Below are 15326 nucleotides of genomic sequence, written 5' to 3'. Positions count from 1 at the left end.
AGAGATTCAGAGAAAAAGGATAGAAAAAGAGGATAGAAATGGAAGAACACGGCGGAAATATTTTCGATAAAAACATCAGATTGGACTTCTCTGTCAATATCAATCCTTTTGGCATGCCCGAATCGGTGAAAAAGGCGGCCCATAAAGGGGTCTCTCTTGCTTACCGGTATCCGGATATAGAAAAAAGAGAACTTAGAAAAGCTCTGGGAAGAAAACTTCAAATATCCCCCGGGCGGATCGTGACAGGAAATGGGGCGGCGGAACTGATCTATGCCATAGCGGCTGCCTTTGAACCGGGGAAGGCTGCCGTGCTGGGGCCGACCTTTGGGGAATACGAAAAAGCCCTTCGCATCCATGGATGGCAGGTGATGCATTATCTGGCCCGCCGGGAAGAGGGATACCGCTTTACAGAAAAAGCGCTGGAATGGCTTGAAAAAGAAGAAGGACTTAGCGCCGTTTTTCTCTGCAATCCCAACAATCCTACCGGAATGCTGGCAGATGGAGGATTTTTGGAAAAGCTGGCTGATCTGTGCCACAGGAAACAGATGCTTCTTGTAGTGGATGAATGTTTTCTGGAACTGACAGTGCAGGGAGAGGGAAAATCCATTCAGTATCTGCAGGAACAATATCCGGAGATCCTTATTTTACGGGCATTTACAAAAATTTATGCCATGCCGGGACTTCGGCTCGGCTATGCACTGACAGCCGATGAAGAAACAGCAAAGAGACTGGAAGATATACTGCCTCCCTGGAACGTGTCCGCTCCTGCACAGATGGCAGGGTGCGCCGCTCTGGAAGAGGAGGCCTTTGTCAGAGAGAGCCGGGAATTTCTGTTAAAAGAAGAAAAGTGGATGGAAGAAAAGCTGACGGAACTGGGGTTTTTCGTATGGCCTTCAGATACCATCTTCTGTATGTTTGAGGGGGAAGAAGACCTGCAGGAAGCCTGTTTGAAACAGGGAATCTATATTCGGGATGCAGCCAGTTTTCCGGGGATCAGAAAGGGAACTTACCGGATCGGGATCAGGCGGCATGAGGACAATGTGCAGCTTCTGGAAGTTTTGAAAACGTGCGGTGATATCGGAAAAAGGAGAGAACAATGGCAAAAGCGATCATGATACAGGGAACCATGTCCGGAGCAGGAAAGAGCCTTTTGGCAGCCGGACTTTGTCGGATTTTTACGGAGGACGGCTTTCGGACCGCTCCCTTTAAATCCCAGAATATGGCTTTAAATTCCTATATTACAGAGGATGGACTGGAAATGGGACGCGCCCAGGTGGTGCAGGCAGAGGCGGCTATGACAGAGCCCTCTGTCTATATGAATCCTATTTTGCTCAAACCTACTACGGACACCGGATCTCAGGTCATAGTAAATGGGGAAGTCATAGGAAATATGAGCGCCCGTGAATATTTTGCCTGCAAAAAAAAGTTTGTCCCGGATATCTTAAACGCCTGCCGCCATCTGGCAGAAGAGTATGATATTCTTGTCATAGAAGGGGCGGGGAGTCCGGCAGAGATCAATCTGAAAGAAAATGATATTGTCAACATGGGTCTTGCCGAAATGCTGGATGTTCCAGTACTTCTTGCCGGAGACATTGACCGGGGCGGCGTATTTGCACAGCTTTACGGGACAGTGGCCCTTCTTGAAAAGAAGGAGAGGGAGCGGATCAAGGGGCTCATTATCAATAAGTTCCGTGGAGATAAATCCATCCTTGATCCGGGAATTGTCATGCTGGAGGAGCGGACAAAGATTCCTGTGGTGGGAACTGTTCCTATGCTTTCCGTAGATATTGAGGAGGAAGACAGCATATCGGAACGTCTGGAAAGGGAAGGAAACAAGGCGGGCCAAAAAGGCGCACAGAAGGCAGCCATTGAAATTGCAGTGATCCGATTTCCAAAGATTTCCAATTATACGGATCTTGCGCCTCTGGAATCTGTGGAGGGGGTTGCGGTTCGTTATGTTTCCGCACCACAGGATCTGGGACATCCCGATCTCATTTTGCTTCCCGGAAGTAAAAATACAATGGGAGATCTGAAATGGATGCGGACCTCCGGCATGGAAGCTTCTATTTTTAAATGTTTGAAAAAAGGCACCATGATCTTCGGCATATGCGGCGGCTACCAGATGATGGGGGAAAGCCTTGCGGATCCGGAAGGAACAGAAGGGGGAGGAACCATGAGAGGAATGGGACTCCTCCCGGTGGAGACCATTTTTCATAAGCAGAAAACAAGAACACGCATACAGGGGAAACTGGAAGCTTTAAGCGGGATGTATGAAAAACTGTCAGGCGCTGCATATGAGGGATATGAGATCCATATGGGCAGGACAATGCTTACAGGAGAAGCGCAGGTTCTGGCAAAAAAAGAAGAAATCTTAGGTGTGTGCCGGGGGCAGGCAGCAGGAACTTATATTCATGGGATTTTTGACAGCAGCGGGACAGCCGACGGTCTTCTTCAAATGCTGGCAGAGAAAAAAGGCCTGGATGGCGCCGCCCTGAAGGGGACAGATTTTCGGGAATACAAGGAAAAGCAATACCAGGCTTTGGCGAAAGGGCTTCGTGAGTCTCTGGATATGGAGGCGATTTACCGGATGCTAAGGGAAGTAAAATGTTAGGAGGGAAATCATGCTGGAAGAATTAGAACAGGTACTGCCTGGCGACATAGAAAAGAGAAGTTTTGAGATCATTACAGAGGAATTGGGGGAAAGAACTTTTGATCCTCTGGAAGAACCCATTATCAAGCGGTGCATTCATACCAGTGCGGATTTCGACTATGCGGATCAGCTTTACTTCTCACCCGGCGCGGTAAAGATTGGAATAGAAGCTATAAAAAAAGGAGCCCGGATCGTGACGGATACCAATATGGGAAAAGCTGGAGTCAACAAGACAGCCCTTGGCAAATTTGGCGGGGAAGTGCTGTGCTTTATGGCAGATGAAGATGTGGCAGAGGCGGCAAAAAGAGAGGGAACCACCCGGGCAGTAGCCAGTGTAAAAAAGGCCGCTGCTCTGAAAGCTGCAGAGACTGCAGAGGCTACAGGAAAGCCCAAGGAGGAGCTGGGAAAAAGGAGGCAGGCAGATGACCGCCCTCTTATCCTGGCAGTGGGAAATGCGCCAACGGCTCTGATCGAAGCCTATGAGCTCATTCAAAAAGGCAGGTTTGCACCGGATCTTGTGATCGGCGTGCCGGTTGGATTTGTCAATGTGATCCCCGCAAAAGAACGGATCATGCAGGCGGGAGTTCCCTGTATTGTGGCGAGGGGACGAAAGGGCGGAAGCAATATTGCGGCAGCCATCTGTAATGCATTGATCTATATGTCTTTCAATAAGACAAAAGTGTAGTCGGAAAACAGATAAGGATTTTTACTGCATATAATTTTGAATTTTATATGCAGTAAAATCGAATGGTGAATTGATTTTCTGCATATAATATAGTATTCTTATATGCAGAAATAGGGGGATTATATGAGGAAATTTGATTATTCATTTTTGAACAATGGTCTTTTGCCTGCAAATCTGGTAAACCTTACTTCTAACATTTCCGCCTTGAAAACTATGGCGGGAATCCGCAAAGAGGAATATGCACAAGTCTTTACCGAATTGGAGGCGGTTGCAAAAGTACAATCTATCAAAAGTTCAAATGCGATTGAGGGTATTGTTACAAGCGATGAGCGTATCGCAGCTATTGTTAATCAAAACAGCGCCCCTCTGAACCATAATGAGGCAGAGATTGCCGGTTACAGAGATGCATTAAACGAAATCCACTTAGGTTTTGAACACATAGATTTCAGAGAGAATGATATTTTGCGCTTACACGAAATGATGATGTCCCTGACCGGTTATGAGTATGGCGGTCAATACAAAACTGAAGATAATGTGATTTTAGAGGTGGATGCGGAGGGCAACAGACGGGTTCGTTTCCGCCCTATACCGGCAGAAGAAACCCCAAAGGCAATGGAACAATTAGAGCTTGCTTATATGGAGGCACGCAGTGACGCTAATATCAATCAACTATTGTTAATCCCTTGCGTGATTTTGGATTTTCTCTGCATACACCCTTTCCGTGACGGTAACGGCAGAATGTCAAGATTGCTTTCCCTACTGCTTTTGTACAAAAATGGCTTTGATGCAGGAAAGTATGTGTCTTTTGAGGAACAGATCAATCATTACAAAGCCTACTATTATGAAGCCCTCCGGCAATCTTCGGAAGGCTGGGAAACAAACGAAAACAGTTATTTCCCATTTGTCGAAAACTTTCTGTCCACCCTTTATATGTGCTATAAAGAACTTGATAAGCGTTTTGCTGTTGTTCATGGAAAAAAGATCACAAAGAAAGCCCGTGTAGAGGCCACGGTATTAAATAGTCTTACACCGATTTCCAAAGCAGAAATATGTAAAATTCTTCCCGATGTGAGCCCCACTACTGTTGAAGCTGTTCTCGGCGCTATGGTAAAAAGCGGTGCGGTGAAGCGAATCGGCTCATCAAGGGCAACAAGATATATTAAAGCGAATGAATACGGTTGTTGATTTCAAATCCTATTATGAGGTTTTTGTATACCGGAAGTACAAATGTCATGCAGATAGATTTATTCAAAAAAGAGGAGGAAGGCAAAATGAAAATCGTATTGTTGGAGAGTCTGGGCGTGTCAGATTCTGTTATGGAAGGTTATGCAGCGAAGCTGGAAGAAATGGGACACAGTTTTGTGGCGTATCCAAAGGACACAGATCCCAAAGTCCAGGTGGAAAGAAGCAAAGATGCAGATGTTCTGATGCTGGCAAATATGCCCCTTGATGCATCTGTTATTGAGAAGGCTTCTTCCCTGAAATTTATTGACGTAGCGTTTACCGGAGTGGATCACATTCCGGTGAAAGAGGCAAAGGCGAAAAGTATTGCCATCAGCAACGCTTCCGGCTATGCGACACAGGCAGTGGCAGAACTGTGCATCAGTTTCATGATCCAGCTGCTCCGCAACGTAGGAAAAACAGAAGAGCGGTGCCGGGAAGGCGGGACGAAGGATGGTCTCATCGGCAATCTTCTGTGTGGAAAGACAGTAGGAATCGTAGGCGCAGGAGCCATTGGAAAGAAAACAGCAGCCCTCTGCAAAGCATTTGGCTGCCGTGTCATTGGATTTAACAGAAGTAAAATTACAGATCCGGTTATCGATGAACAGGTGAGTCTGGAAGAACTGTTAAAACAGTCGGATATCGTTTCCCTTCACTGCCCGCTGACCGAGGACACAAAAGGAATGATCGGCGAAGAGCAGCTGAAAATGATGAAGAAAACCGCTCTCCTTATTAACACTGCAAGAGGAGCCGTAGTAGATTCCAAAGCACTGGCAAAGGCTCTGGAAGAAGGGCAGATTGCAGGAGCGGCAAGCGATGTCTTTGAGATGGAGCCGCCCCTTCCGGCTGACCATCCGCTGCTTCATTGCCCCAACATCATTGTGACCCCTCACATTGCTTTTGCGTCGAAAGAGTCTATGGAACAAAGGGCCCAGATCGTATTTGACAATCTTTATTCCTGGCTTGCAGGAGAGCAGAAAAACGCGATTTAATTTTAATGTCCTGCCAGGTGTCAGCATGTACTGGATATTAAACAGGCTGTGCCTGGAGGGCGTGGCGCACATAGAGTTCACAGATGGACTCATATTCGCCAAGACCTTTTAAAATGCAGGTAGTCTCATAGCCGCGGGACTGGAAGATGGATTTCCAGGAATCAGGCTCCTCACCGGCAAGGTCGTTGGAGGCGTGATCTCCCGCCACCAGCATAAGCGGCGTAAGGTAGATATGGCGGTAACCTTTGCCTTCCATCAGGCTAAGAACAGCATCAAGATCCGGATAAGCCTCCACTGTGCCTACATAGACATGGGGATGGCCCGTCTGTTTAAAGGCATAATCCAGCGCCCCGTAGAGCATATTGGCATAGTGGGCGCTTCCGTGGCCCATGAATACAAGAGCTTCCTGCTCCGACAAGGCAGGGAGCTCTTTTGTTAAAGCGTCGATCACATAAAAAAGATCCGAAGTATCCGTAAGGAGAGGGGAGCCGAAAGAAAGACTGGAAAAATGCTCCCGGAAGGAGAGTACGTCCGCCTTCATGAGATCATTTTCTACACCATTCATAATGTGGGTGGGCTGCACAAGAAGATCCGTAAAACCTTCCTTTACAATATCCTCCATAGCTTCCTTTACGTTGGGGATGATAATGTGGTCCCGCTCTCTTAATTTTTTCAAGATCATGCCGCTTGTATAGGCATGGAAAAACTTTCTGTCCGGAAACTTCCGGGCAAGAATTTTCTCAATATGTTCAATGTTTTTTTCTCTTGTTTCTTTATAGCTGGTGCCAAAGCTTACCACCAGCAGAGCTTTGTTTGTCATAGATTTTTCCTCCATGTGGGTAAATAGGAACTGTCAGTAGTATAACGGAGGTTTGAAAATTAATCAATTAGGTCAGAAAAAAATTCGCAGAGTTACATACTCTGCGAAATCGTAAATATTATACCTCATCTGTATTTGTTATTCAACAAAAAGATCAGAATTGCCATGATTTCCATAGGTTTTCGCCTGTTTTCGCGTAGAAATGTGTAGAAAGCAGGCTTTTTTCGACATTTGAAGTTTCCTGTTTCTTCTATAATATATAGTAAAAATAATTTCCGTGTATCAGCCGCAATTAAAGCCTTTTCGCCTTTTTCACTTTCGCAGAGTATGTAACTCTGCGAAAATGAGGAGTGATTCTATGTGGTGTATACTGAAATGTCACCCCGGAAAAACAGAAGAGGTCATAAAGTCATGCAGAAGGCAGATTTCACATCAAATTTTGCGTGATATTTTTGTGTTCACTTCTGACAGAATGAAGCGGTATGAAGGAAGCTGGCATATGGAAAAAAGGCAGCTTTTCCCAGATTGTATCTTTGTTGAGACAACGGATCCTGCCGCTTTGTCGGAACAATTGGAACCCTGCCGTAAGTTTCTTCAGACTTCCGAGGAGGGCGGACTGCTTTGGGCTGTGCCTGCAGATGCGGAAGAGTTTTTGAAAAAACTGTGCGGAAACGAGCATCATCTCTGTATGTCCCAGGGATATATCCGTGATGGAATCACCCATGTTATCCATGGCCCGCTGGTGGGAATGGAACGACGAATCCGAAAAATAGACCGCCATAAACGTACGGCAAATGTGGAAATGCCTGCCGGAGGATTAGGAACCTTTCTTCAGGCAGGTTTAGAGATCACTTCAAAAAGTTAAGCAGGTGATCGGATAAAAACCAGAGTCAGGATCTTTTTCTGTAGTGTGTGCTATGGAAATCGTGGATTGTGGTCATAAATTTGCGTGTAAAAAGTTCGGAGTATGACGCTTCATACTGCGGATATGGCGAAGCATACCCAAAAAGGAGCATACATATGTGGTATGTGATTCAGACAACAACAGGACAGGAAGAAATCCTGGTAGAGATGATGAGGAAAATCCTCACAAAAGAACTTTACAGGGACTGCTTCTATATAAAAAGGGAATGTGCCATAAAACAAAAAAGTAGCTGGGAGATCTGCCAAAAGGCATTGTTTCCCGGCTATGTCTTTATAGACACAGAATTCCCCAAAGAATTATATTATGAATTAAAGAATGTACCGAAGCTTACAAAGCTTTTGAAAAATGAAGAGGAAGTTTTTCTTAAGGTAGAAGAAGAGGAAGAGAGATTTCTGGAAAACATCCAGAGCGAAGGACATCTTGTCCGGCGCTCACTGGTAAAGCTGGATGAAGAAAAGCAGATCGTGGCAGCAGAGGGAGCAGTAGGAAAATATTTTGAGTATATCATCAAACAACGGATCCGGAAGCGCTACGTGCTGATCAGACAGCAGTTTCTGGGAAAAGATCGGGAGATTATCCTTGGCATCCGGCTTGAGGATGATCCGGAAGGAAAAAGGTAGAAGAGAAGTAAAAGAAATATAGAAGAACCAGAGAGGAAGGCAAGGCCTTCCTATTTTTGTGGAGAAAAATAAGAGCAGCATCAAGAGTTTAAAAATGAGGCTGCAGAGGATGAGAGGAAAAGATGTTTAAGCAAGGAAAAGAGTTTAAGGCTTTTGAATCAAAAGTCTGGCTGAGCAGTCCAACCATGCACGGCCCGGAAATTGAATATGTGAAAGAAGCCTATGAGACAAACTGGATGTCTACAGTGGGACAAAATATCAATGAGGTGGAACGTATTGCCTGTGAAAAGACAGGGTGTCATTATGCAGTGGCACTTTCAGCAGGAACGGCGGCGCTGCATATGGCAGTCAAGCTGGCAGGAGTTCAGCCTGGAGAAAAGGTATTCTGTTCGGATATGACTTTTGATGCAACGGTAAACCCTGTTGTCTATGAGGGAGGCATACCTGTATTTATTGATACCGAATATGCTACCTGGAACATGGATCCCGTTGCTTTGGAGCAGGCCTTTCGTCTGTATCCCGAAGTGAAAACAGTCGTTGTGGCTCATCTGTATGGAACGCCGGGAAAAGTCGATGAGATCAAAGAAGTGTGCGACCGACACGGGGCAACCATCATCGAAGATGCCGCAGAATCTTTCGGCGCAACTTATAAGGGCATACAGACAGGAACCTTTGGTACATATAACTGTATTTCTTTTAATGGGAACAAGATCATTACAGGATCTTCCGGAGGGATGCTCCTGACCGATGACAAAGAAGCAGCGGAAAAGGTGCGGAAATGGTCTACTCAGGCCAGAGAAAATGCTCCCTGGTATCAGCATGAAGAGCTGGGATACAACTACCGCATGAGTAATGTGATCGCTGGAGTGGTACGGGGACAACTTCCTTATTTGGAAGAGCATATCGCACAGAAGAAAGCAATCTACATGCGTTATAAGGAAGCTTTTAAACGAGCAGGTCTTCCGGTAGAAATGAATCCTTATGACGAAAAAAACAGCGAGCCGAACTTCTGGCTAAGCTGTCTTCTGATCAAGCCGGAAGGAATGTGCAGGCAGATGCGGGGAGAACAGGAGGCATTGTATCTTCCAGAACATGGGAAGAGCTGCCCCACAGAAATCCTGGAAACACTGGCGAGCTATAATGCGGAAGGAAGGCCCATATGGAAACCCATGCATATGCAGCCTATCTACCGGATGAATTCATTTGTGACGCGGGAAGGTAACGGAAGGGCAAAGACCAATGCTTATCTTGCGGTCGGAGCAGTTGGAAAAGATGGAAGAGCGCTGGATGTAGGAATGGATCTGTTCCAGAGAGGACTGTGTCTGCCGAGTGATAATAAGATGACGGCTGGGGAGCAGGATAGAGTGATTGAGATTGTGAAGGGATGTTTTGAGTAATCAGTACAGGAAAATATAACTATTAATTACATATTACCTTATGTTGATATGCTAACTTAGGGCTATCCGATTGAGTTAGCTATAGATAGAACCTTCCATGAATTTGATGACATGAGTTATAACATGTTTCGAATTATTATTGGAACTGTGATGTTGGAGTATTAGCGTAAAAAATCGAACTACAGAATTACAGTTTTGGATAGTGGTTATTAATATGGTAGATAAAGGAATAAGTAAGAGCGTACAGATGAGGTTTTGACTACTATTCTTGTCATATTATGCATCTTAGGAGAACACAATAAAGATTCACTTTGGGATACTTGGTTTGAATTCAATAAGTCTACGCTGAGGGTTTTCATTATTGGAAAGTCGCCTAGTGGAAAGTGAGAGGAACACATTTAGAGGAAAAAGGAGAGTTGTAATGTGAAAGGCATTAATGGGATTTATAACCGCTTTGTTAAACGGATTTTAGATATCATTTGTTCGTTGTTGGCTATGATGTTTTTTTGCTGGCTATATGCTATTATTGCGTTTTTGGTCTATATAAAACTTGGAAGTCCAGTGATATTTAGGCAAGATCGCCCTGGTAGAATTGATAAGAAGACTGGGAAAGAAAAAATATTTAGTCTGTATAAATTTCGCTCTATGAGCAATGTGAAGGATGAAAATGGAGAATTACTTCCAGATGCTCAGAGATTGACGAAATTCGGTCGTATTCTTAGGGCGACTAGCCTAGATGAGTTACCGGAGGTATGGAATATCTTGAAGGGGGATATGAGTATTATAGGGCCGCGTCCTTTGGCAGTACAGTATCTTCCGTATTACACAGATGAAGAACGTAAACGGCATGCAGTTCGACCTGGATTGAGTGGCTGGGCACAAGTGAATGGAAGAACAGCAGCAAATTGGGAGAAACGCTTTAAATATGACATAGAGTATGTGGAAAGGGTTTCTTTTCTGTTTGATGTCAAAATAATAATTGAGACTGTGAAAAAGGTCATAAAGCGGTCAAATATTGTTGAAGCGGGCAGTCAAGGAGACTTTGATAAGTATCGCATTAAGCAGAGAGAAGAACATAGAGAAAAGTGTTGAGTATAAAAGAGGAAAGGACTATACCAATGAGTCTATAAGAAATTTGTGTATTTGAGAGTGATAAGCAAATGAGATGCTATTCTAAATAAACAGTGGAAACGAAAGGTTTATGGTATGAATAAAGAATTTGAGGGAAGGAAATTACTGATAATAGGAGGAACAAAAACAGAATGTGATATTGTACATTATGCAAAGGCTAAAGGAGCATATACGATAGTAGCCGATTATGATTCTGAAGCCCCTGGTATGAAAATTGCAGATAAGGCTGCCTTGATCAGTGGAAAAGACGTTGATGCATTGGTGGATTATTGTAAGCAGGAAAAAGTTGATGGCGTTATTACTGGATTTGTGGATATCCTTTTAAGTCCTTATATGGAGGTTTGCAAGAGACTTAATCTTCCGTGCTATATTACAGACAAAATGCTGAGTATGTCTACTAACAAAGTGGTTTTTAAGGAAACGTGTGACAAATACGGAGTGCCGGTTCCACATACATATTTTATGGGTAAAAGTATAGATGAAGATACTTTTAAGAGGATTAATTACCCAGTGTTTGTAAAGCCCTTAGATGGCAGCGGATCGAGAGGGGCTGGAGTATGCAATAATGAAGAGGAACTCTGTGCAAAATTCCAGGAAGCAGTAGATTATTCCACTAGAGGTGAGGCAATAATCGAAGACTATATTACCGGAAGAGAGTTTTTACTCGATTACATTGCTGTTAATGGAGAGTTTAGACTTTTGTCTATTTTTGATCGATTTATGGCGTCAGATCGAGGAAGCGCCATCAATTACTCGACAATTAGTATGTCGCCTTCTAAGATGGTTGATTATTATTTGGATAATGTTAATGATCGAGTTGTCAGTATGTTCAAAAGAGAAGGTTTTACAGACGGTGTCTTATTTATGCAAGGTTACTATGATGGAAAGAGAGTAACATTTTATGAGATGGGATGCAGACTTGGTGGCTCTTACTTTAATCATGAGCAGGCATGTTTGGGATATAATGCAATGGATATGATAATCCGCTTTGCTTTGACAGGACAGATGGTTGATGATATCAATACGATTAGCGAAGAAGCTGCTAAATATAAAAAATATGCTCTTGATTGTAACTATCTGTTAAAGGGAACAGATGAAACGGTAGCATTGATTGTTGGCATGGAAGAAGTTGAAGCAATGCCAGAATGTATTGAGATACAAAAATACCGGGATGTCGGGTATCACTATGGCAAAGATAGAACAGTGGACAGACCCATTATGGTTGCCGAAGTGGTAGCTGATAACAAAGAAGAGGTTAAGAGAATTGTCAATTATATCAATAGAGAATTTGATGTATTTAACGAATATGGTGAATCTTTATTAATGGAGAAGTTGGATCCTGAGATTTTGTTTCAATGAGATATAGACAGCTATATTTATTTTGAAAGAAGAAAATGTCAGATGTGGATGATTGGCATGATAAGATTTGTTTTTAGAAAACTTTATAGAGAGGTGAGAGTTCATGGATGTTGTTTTGCAAAGAATAACATATAAAGACCTGAGAGATCAAACGGGGATTTCTGTTGATGATAACTATGGTATGGTTTCTGAATATCTTACATCGTCAGTTCGAAGTACGCTTTTGGCAAATCCAAATCTTGATGATGAGTGTAAATCAGCTATAAACATTGCTATTTGTGATGGAATTATTGCAGGCAGGAATATGTTGATGCCCACAAAACTTAAAATAAATGATGAGATAATTATGGCCCAAACTGGAGGTAGTTATGAAATTGCGGAGCAGCTTCGTGGTCGTGGTTTGGGAACAATAGTATTCAGAGATAGTATTATGAATTCAGAGTATGAATCTTACATAGGACAATTCTACTCTACAACAGCAGCAGCAATTGTCCGAAAACTTGGACTGACGATTTTTGAACTTCCGTCTTATTATAAGCTGTGTAATAGCCGTTCAGTTTTGGAGGCAAACGGATTTCGGGGCTTTCCTCTTAAGTTAGGAACAATTATTGTCAATGCAGTTTTAAAACTTATAAATATTCCAAATACCTTCAGATTAAAAAAGATAAAGGCATTTTATCAAATCAAGAAAGAATGTGTTATACCGGATTGGATAGATGAGCTAACCCTTCATGATGGACATGAATTTATGGAAGTGCATGATCACAAATGGTTTCAATGGTGCTTAGATAATAAATTTACTGAGAAACTAAATGACAAACAGTCCTTTTACACAGTATGTGATAGACAGGGCAATCCAAAAGGATTTTTTATGACAAAAGAAAGATTTGAAAGTAGACAGGGGAAATATAAAAATATAACACGGGGGACAATTGTAGAATGGGGTAGCTATAACGAAGAAGAATTGAGTGAGATTGATTTAAATTTATTGGCAATCGATTCCTTTGGTTCGCAAGTTGATAATATTACTACAGTATTATCAGATATATCTGATAATAAGGGTATGGAAAAGATTGGATTTATAAGGCATGGGAGCTATCAGATGTCAATCAAACCAGGAGGACTTAATCAAGAGGGAATATTAGACCAGAGCAAATGGCGAATTAGATATGGTGGATGTAATACCATCATATTCTGATTTTTTACATCATGAAGCTAAACAAATAATATTATTTACAACGAAAGGAGTTTTTTAAAATGAGAGTAGCGGTTATTGGAGCAGGGAACTCCGGGTGTGCTCAATCAATCAAATTGATACAAAATGGTCATCAGGTCAATTTGATTAAAACTTCCCATAGTTTGCATGATGACAATTTCGAATATCTGTTAAAAACAGGAGAAATTAGTTGTCTCGATACAACAGATGGAAATCGTGAGTTCACACTTAAGCCTTCGATGATTACGAGAGATTTAGAAGAAGGCCTTGAAGATGCTGAGGTTGTTATGGTTTTAACGCAAAGTCTACAGCATCGAGACTTAGCTAAAAAAATTGGTCCCTTACTTAAGGAAGGACAAATTGTATTCATTATTCCAGGTAATATGGGTTCTACGCAGTTTGCAAAGCACTCTGTTGGGAAACACGTAGTTTATGTAGAGGGGGAATCAACCCCCTATGATGCACGTATTATTGCTCCAGGGAAGGTTGAAATCTTATTCAAAAACGTGAGAAATGCTGTCTCTTTTTTGAATAAGAAGGATGAACAATATCTGCCTGTTGTAACATCATTGTTCGGTACTCATAAATATTTGAGGACAAATATAATAGAGACAACGATGCATAATCCCAATATGATTGTACATACAGTTGGATCAATTATGTCAGCGAGTCGTATAGAATATGCAAAAGGTCAGTTTTGGATGTATAGGGAAGCCTTCTCACCTTCCGTTTGGGGGCTTATTGAGAAGTTGGATGAAGAAAAAAAACAAGTCATCAAAGCATATGGTGGTGAACATGTTATTAGCTATCTTGATGCATGTAAGTGGAGAAATGAAGAGAATCTCTATGTTGATAGTTTAGAAGTTTTTAGGAACTATGCTGCAACAGGAGGTCCCAAAGGGCCAGAAGATCTGAATACTCGATATATATATGAGGATGTACCCATGGAATTGTGTATGCTTGAAAGGCTTTCAGAATATAAGGGGCTTCATACACCTATTGCTTCTGCATTAATTACTATCGCATCTGCTCTGAAGAATACGGATTATCGAGCACAGGGGTACTCGATTGAAGAAGTAAAGGATTACATTTAATCTTTTGTGGTTGTTTGATGTGACTAATATTCAAAATACGTCTCATAATAGATAAAGATATGGAATCTTAACTTAACCATCATAGGGAATTGCAAAGCTTTGCTCATTAGTACAATAGTAATGATTAAGGTTTTGAGAAAGGCGTGGGAAAATATACGAGAATAAATCGAAACTAAGGATGTTATAGCAGATAGTTGAAAGAGGTGAAACTATGGCATGGGAAATTGGTAGTGAATTTCATAGAGTATTACCTGATAGAGGTCATGGTTTGCGCTATCCAATTCTAGGTTCATTGGTTTTCTCTGGCAGGACGGCAATAGAGACTGTACTTAAAGAGATTATAGGAGCAAGAAAAGCGGCCCTCCCGTCTTACTGTTGTTACTCAATGATTCAACCCTTTAAGGATGCAGGGATAGAGGTTGAATTTTATCCTGTGTATTTTGAGAATGGATTAAAGATTGAGGTTGATATACCGGAGAATACGGATATTATCCTCTGGTGCAATTACTTTGGATTTATGATGTCAATGCCAGACTTGTCAAAGTTTCAAGGCGTAATTATCGAGGATGTTACCCATAGCTTATTTTCAGAAAACCCTTGCCATCCGCAATCACATTACTTGGTTGCTTCATTGCGCAAGTGGGAGCCAATTAATTGCGGAGGATACTGTTCGAGTGTAAATGGGAAGATTCACTATGAGCCGACAATATCTCCGCCTGTGGAATATATGAGATTAAAGAAGGAAGCCATGGAATTAAAGAGAGAGTATCTGCTAGATTTTGATAAAGAAAAAAAGCCTCGATTCCTCTCTATGTTCGAAGAAAGTAATCACTGGCTTGCAGAGAATTATTCAGGACTATCTATAGACTTGTGTTCAAAAGACTATCTTTCCACTGTGGATGTTGGAGAGCAAAGGAGGATAAGAAGAAGAAACGCAAAGGTGTTGTATGAAGGGCTGGAAGAGAAAGTGCAGTTCCTTTTTTCGATAGAAGATATGGATTGCCCTTTGTTTGTGCCTATACTGCTCCATAATCAGAAAGAGATAAAAAGAGAACTCTCTCTCAAACAGATTTACTGTCCAATTCACTGGCCAAGGCCGGATGGTTGCGATTCAAATCTATATGATCAGGAATTATCTCTCATTTGTGATCAACGATATAATGAAGAAGATATGGAGCGGCTTGTGTCCGTTCTAAAAACATTACTATAGATTATT

At 42.3% G+C, this 15326-nt stretch carries 14 protein-coding genes; 13 read left to right on the top strand and 1 reads right to left on the bottom strand.

The window, feature by feature from the left end; genetic code table 11:
- Positions 1 to 38 precede the first annotated feature (38 nt).
- From cobD to R2J37_RS11850, 5 genes are all read left to right on the top strand, one after another.
- Complete coding sequence (gene cobD, locus R2J37_RS11870) at positions 39 to 1115, top strand: threonine-phosphate decarboxylase CobD (RefSeq protein WP_316265181.1); 1077 nt, start codon at positions 39 to 41, stop codon at positions 1113 to 1115.
- Positions 1097 to 2611 (top strand): cobyric acid synthase, encoded by a 1515-nt coding sequence (locus R2J37_RS11865; protein ID WP_316265179.1) that lies wholly within the window; start codon positions 1097 to 1099, stop codon positions 2609 to 2611. The genes cobD and R2J37_RS11865 overlap by 19 nt, the downstream gene beginning before the upstream one ends.
- A gap of 10 nt (positions 2612 to 2621) precedes the next feature.
- A complete protein-coding gene (locus tag R2J37_RS11860; RefSeq protein ID WP_316265177.1) occupies positions 2622 to 3335 on the top strand; it encodes a precorrin-8X methylmutase in 714 nt (237 codons plus the stop codon).
- 123 nt (positions 3336 to 3458) lie between these two features.
- Positions 3459 to 4520, top strand: a complete 1062-nt coding sequence (locus R2J37_RS11855) for a Fic family protein (RefSeq protein ID WP_316265175.1) — start codon at positions 3459 to 3461, stop codon at positions 4518 to 4520.
- 86 nt (positions 4521 to 4606) lie between these two features.
- Positions 4607 to 5548: a 2-hydroxyacid dehydrogenase gene (locus tag R2J37_RS11850; RefSeq protein WP_316265173.1), complete on the top strand. Its 942-nt coding sequence runs from the start codon at positions 4607 to 4609 to the stop codon at positions 5546 to 5548.
- 37 nt (positions 5549 to 5585) lie between these two features.
- Here the strand turns inward: R2J37_RS11850 and R2J37_RS11845 are convergent, their stop codons facing one another.
- Entirely contained in the window at positions 5586 to 6368 is a 783-nt protein-coding gene (locus tag R2J37_RS11845) for a sirohydrochlorin cobaltochelatase (RefSeq protein ID WP_316265171.1), read from the bottom strand.
- A gap of 499 nt (positions 6369 to 6867) precedes the next feature.
- Between R2J37_RS11845 and R2J37_RS11840 the strand changes: the two genes are divergently transcribed.
- The 8 genes from R2J37_RS11840 (at position 6868) to R2J37_RS11805 (ending at position 15320) form a co-directional block, all read left to right on the top strand.
- Positions 6868 to 7233 (top strand): hypothetical protein, encoded by a 366-nt coding sequence (locus R2J37_RS11840; protein WP_331490081.1) that lies wholly within the window; start codon positions 6868 to 6870, stop codon positions 7231 to 7233.
- A gap of 155 nt (positions 7234 to 7388) precedes the next feature.
- Entirely contained in the window at positions 7389 to 7913 is a 525-nt protein-coding gene (locus R2J37_RS11835; protein WP_316265169.1) for a transcription termination/antitermination NusG family protein, read from the top strand.
- Positions 7914 to 8035: 122 nt separating this feature from the next.
- Positions 8036 to 9310 carry a DegT/DnrJ/EryC1/StrS family aminotransferase gene (locus R2J37_RS11830; RefSeq protein WP_316265167.1) on the top strand — a complete coding sequence of 425 codons (1275 nt, stop codon included), beginning with the start codon at positions 8036 to 8038 and terminating at the stop codon, positions 9308 to 9310.
- 423 nt (positions 9311 to 9733) lie between these two features.
- On the top strand, positions 9734 to 10402 hold the full coding sequence (locus R2J37_RS11825; RefSeq protein WP_316265166.1) for a sugar transferase: 669 nt from the start codon (positions 9734 to 9736) through the stop codon (positions 10400 to 10402).
- A 114-nt stretch (positions 10403 to 10516) separates the two neighbouring features.
- Positions 10517 to 11800 (top strand): ATP-grasp domain-containing protein, encoded by a 1284-nt coding sequence (locus tag R2J37_RS11820; protein WP_316265164.1) that lies wholly within the window; start codon positions 10517 to 10519, stop codon positions 11798 to 11800.
- Between the two features lie 103 nt (positions 11801 to 11903).
- The gene (locus R2J37_RS11815) at positions 11904 to 12998 is read left to right on the top strand and encodes a hypothetical protein (RefSeq protein ID WP_316265162.1); all 1095 of its coding nucleotides are present in this window, start codon (positions 11904 to 11906) and stop codon (positions 12996 to 12998) included.
- A gap of 59 nt (positions 12999 to 13057) precedes the next feature.
- Positions 13058 to 14110, top strand: a complete 1053-nt coding sequence (locus R2J37_RS11810; protein ID WP_316265160.1) for an NAD/NADP-dependent octopine/nopaline dehydrogenase family protein — start codon at positions 13058 to 13060, stop codon at positions 14108 to 14110.
- A gap of 211 nt (positions 14111 to 14321) precedes the next feature.
- Positions 14322 to 15320 carry a PLP-dependent aminotransferase family protein gene (locus tag R2J37_RS11805; protein ID WP_316265159.1) on the top strand — a complete coding sequence of 333 codons (999 nt, stop codon included), beginning with the start codon at positions 14322 to 14324 and terminating at the stop codon, positions 15318 to 15320.
- Positions 15321 to 15326: the final 6 nt, after the last annotated feature.

It is taken from the genome of Claveliimonas bilis, assembly GCF_030296775.1.
Lineage (GTDB): Bacteria > Bacillota > Clostridia > Lachnospirales > Lachnospiraceae > Claveliimonas > Claveliimonas bilis.
This window is presented reverse-complemented; position numbering and strand designations above follow the sequence as displayed.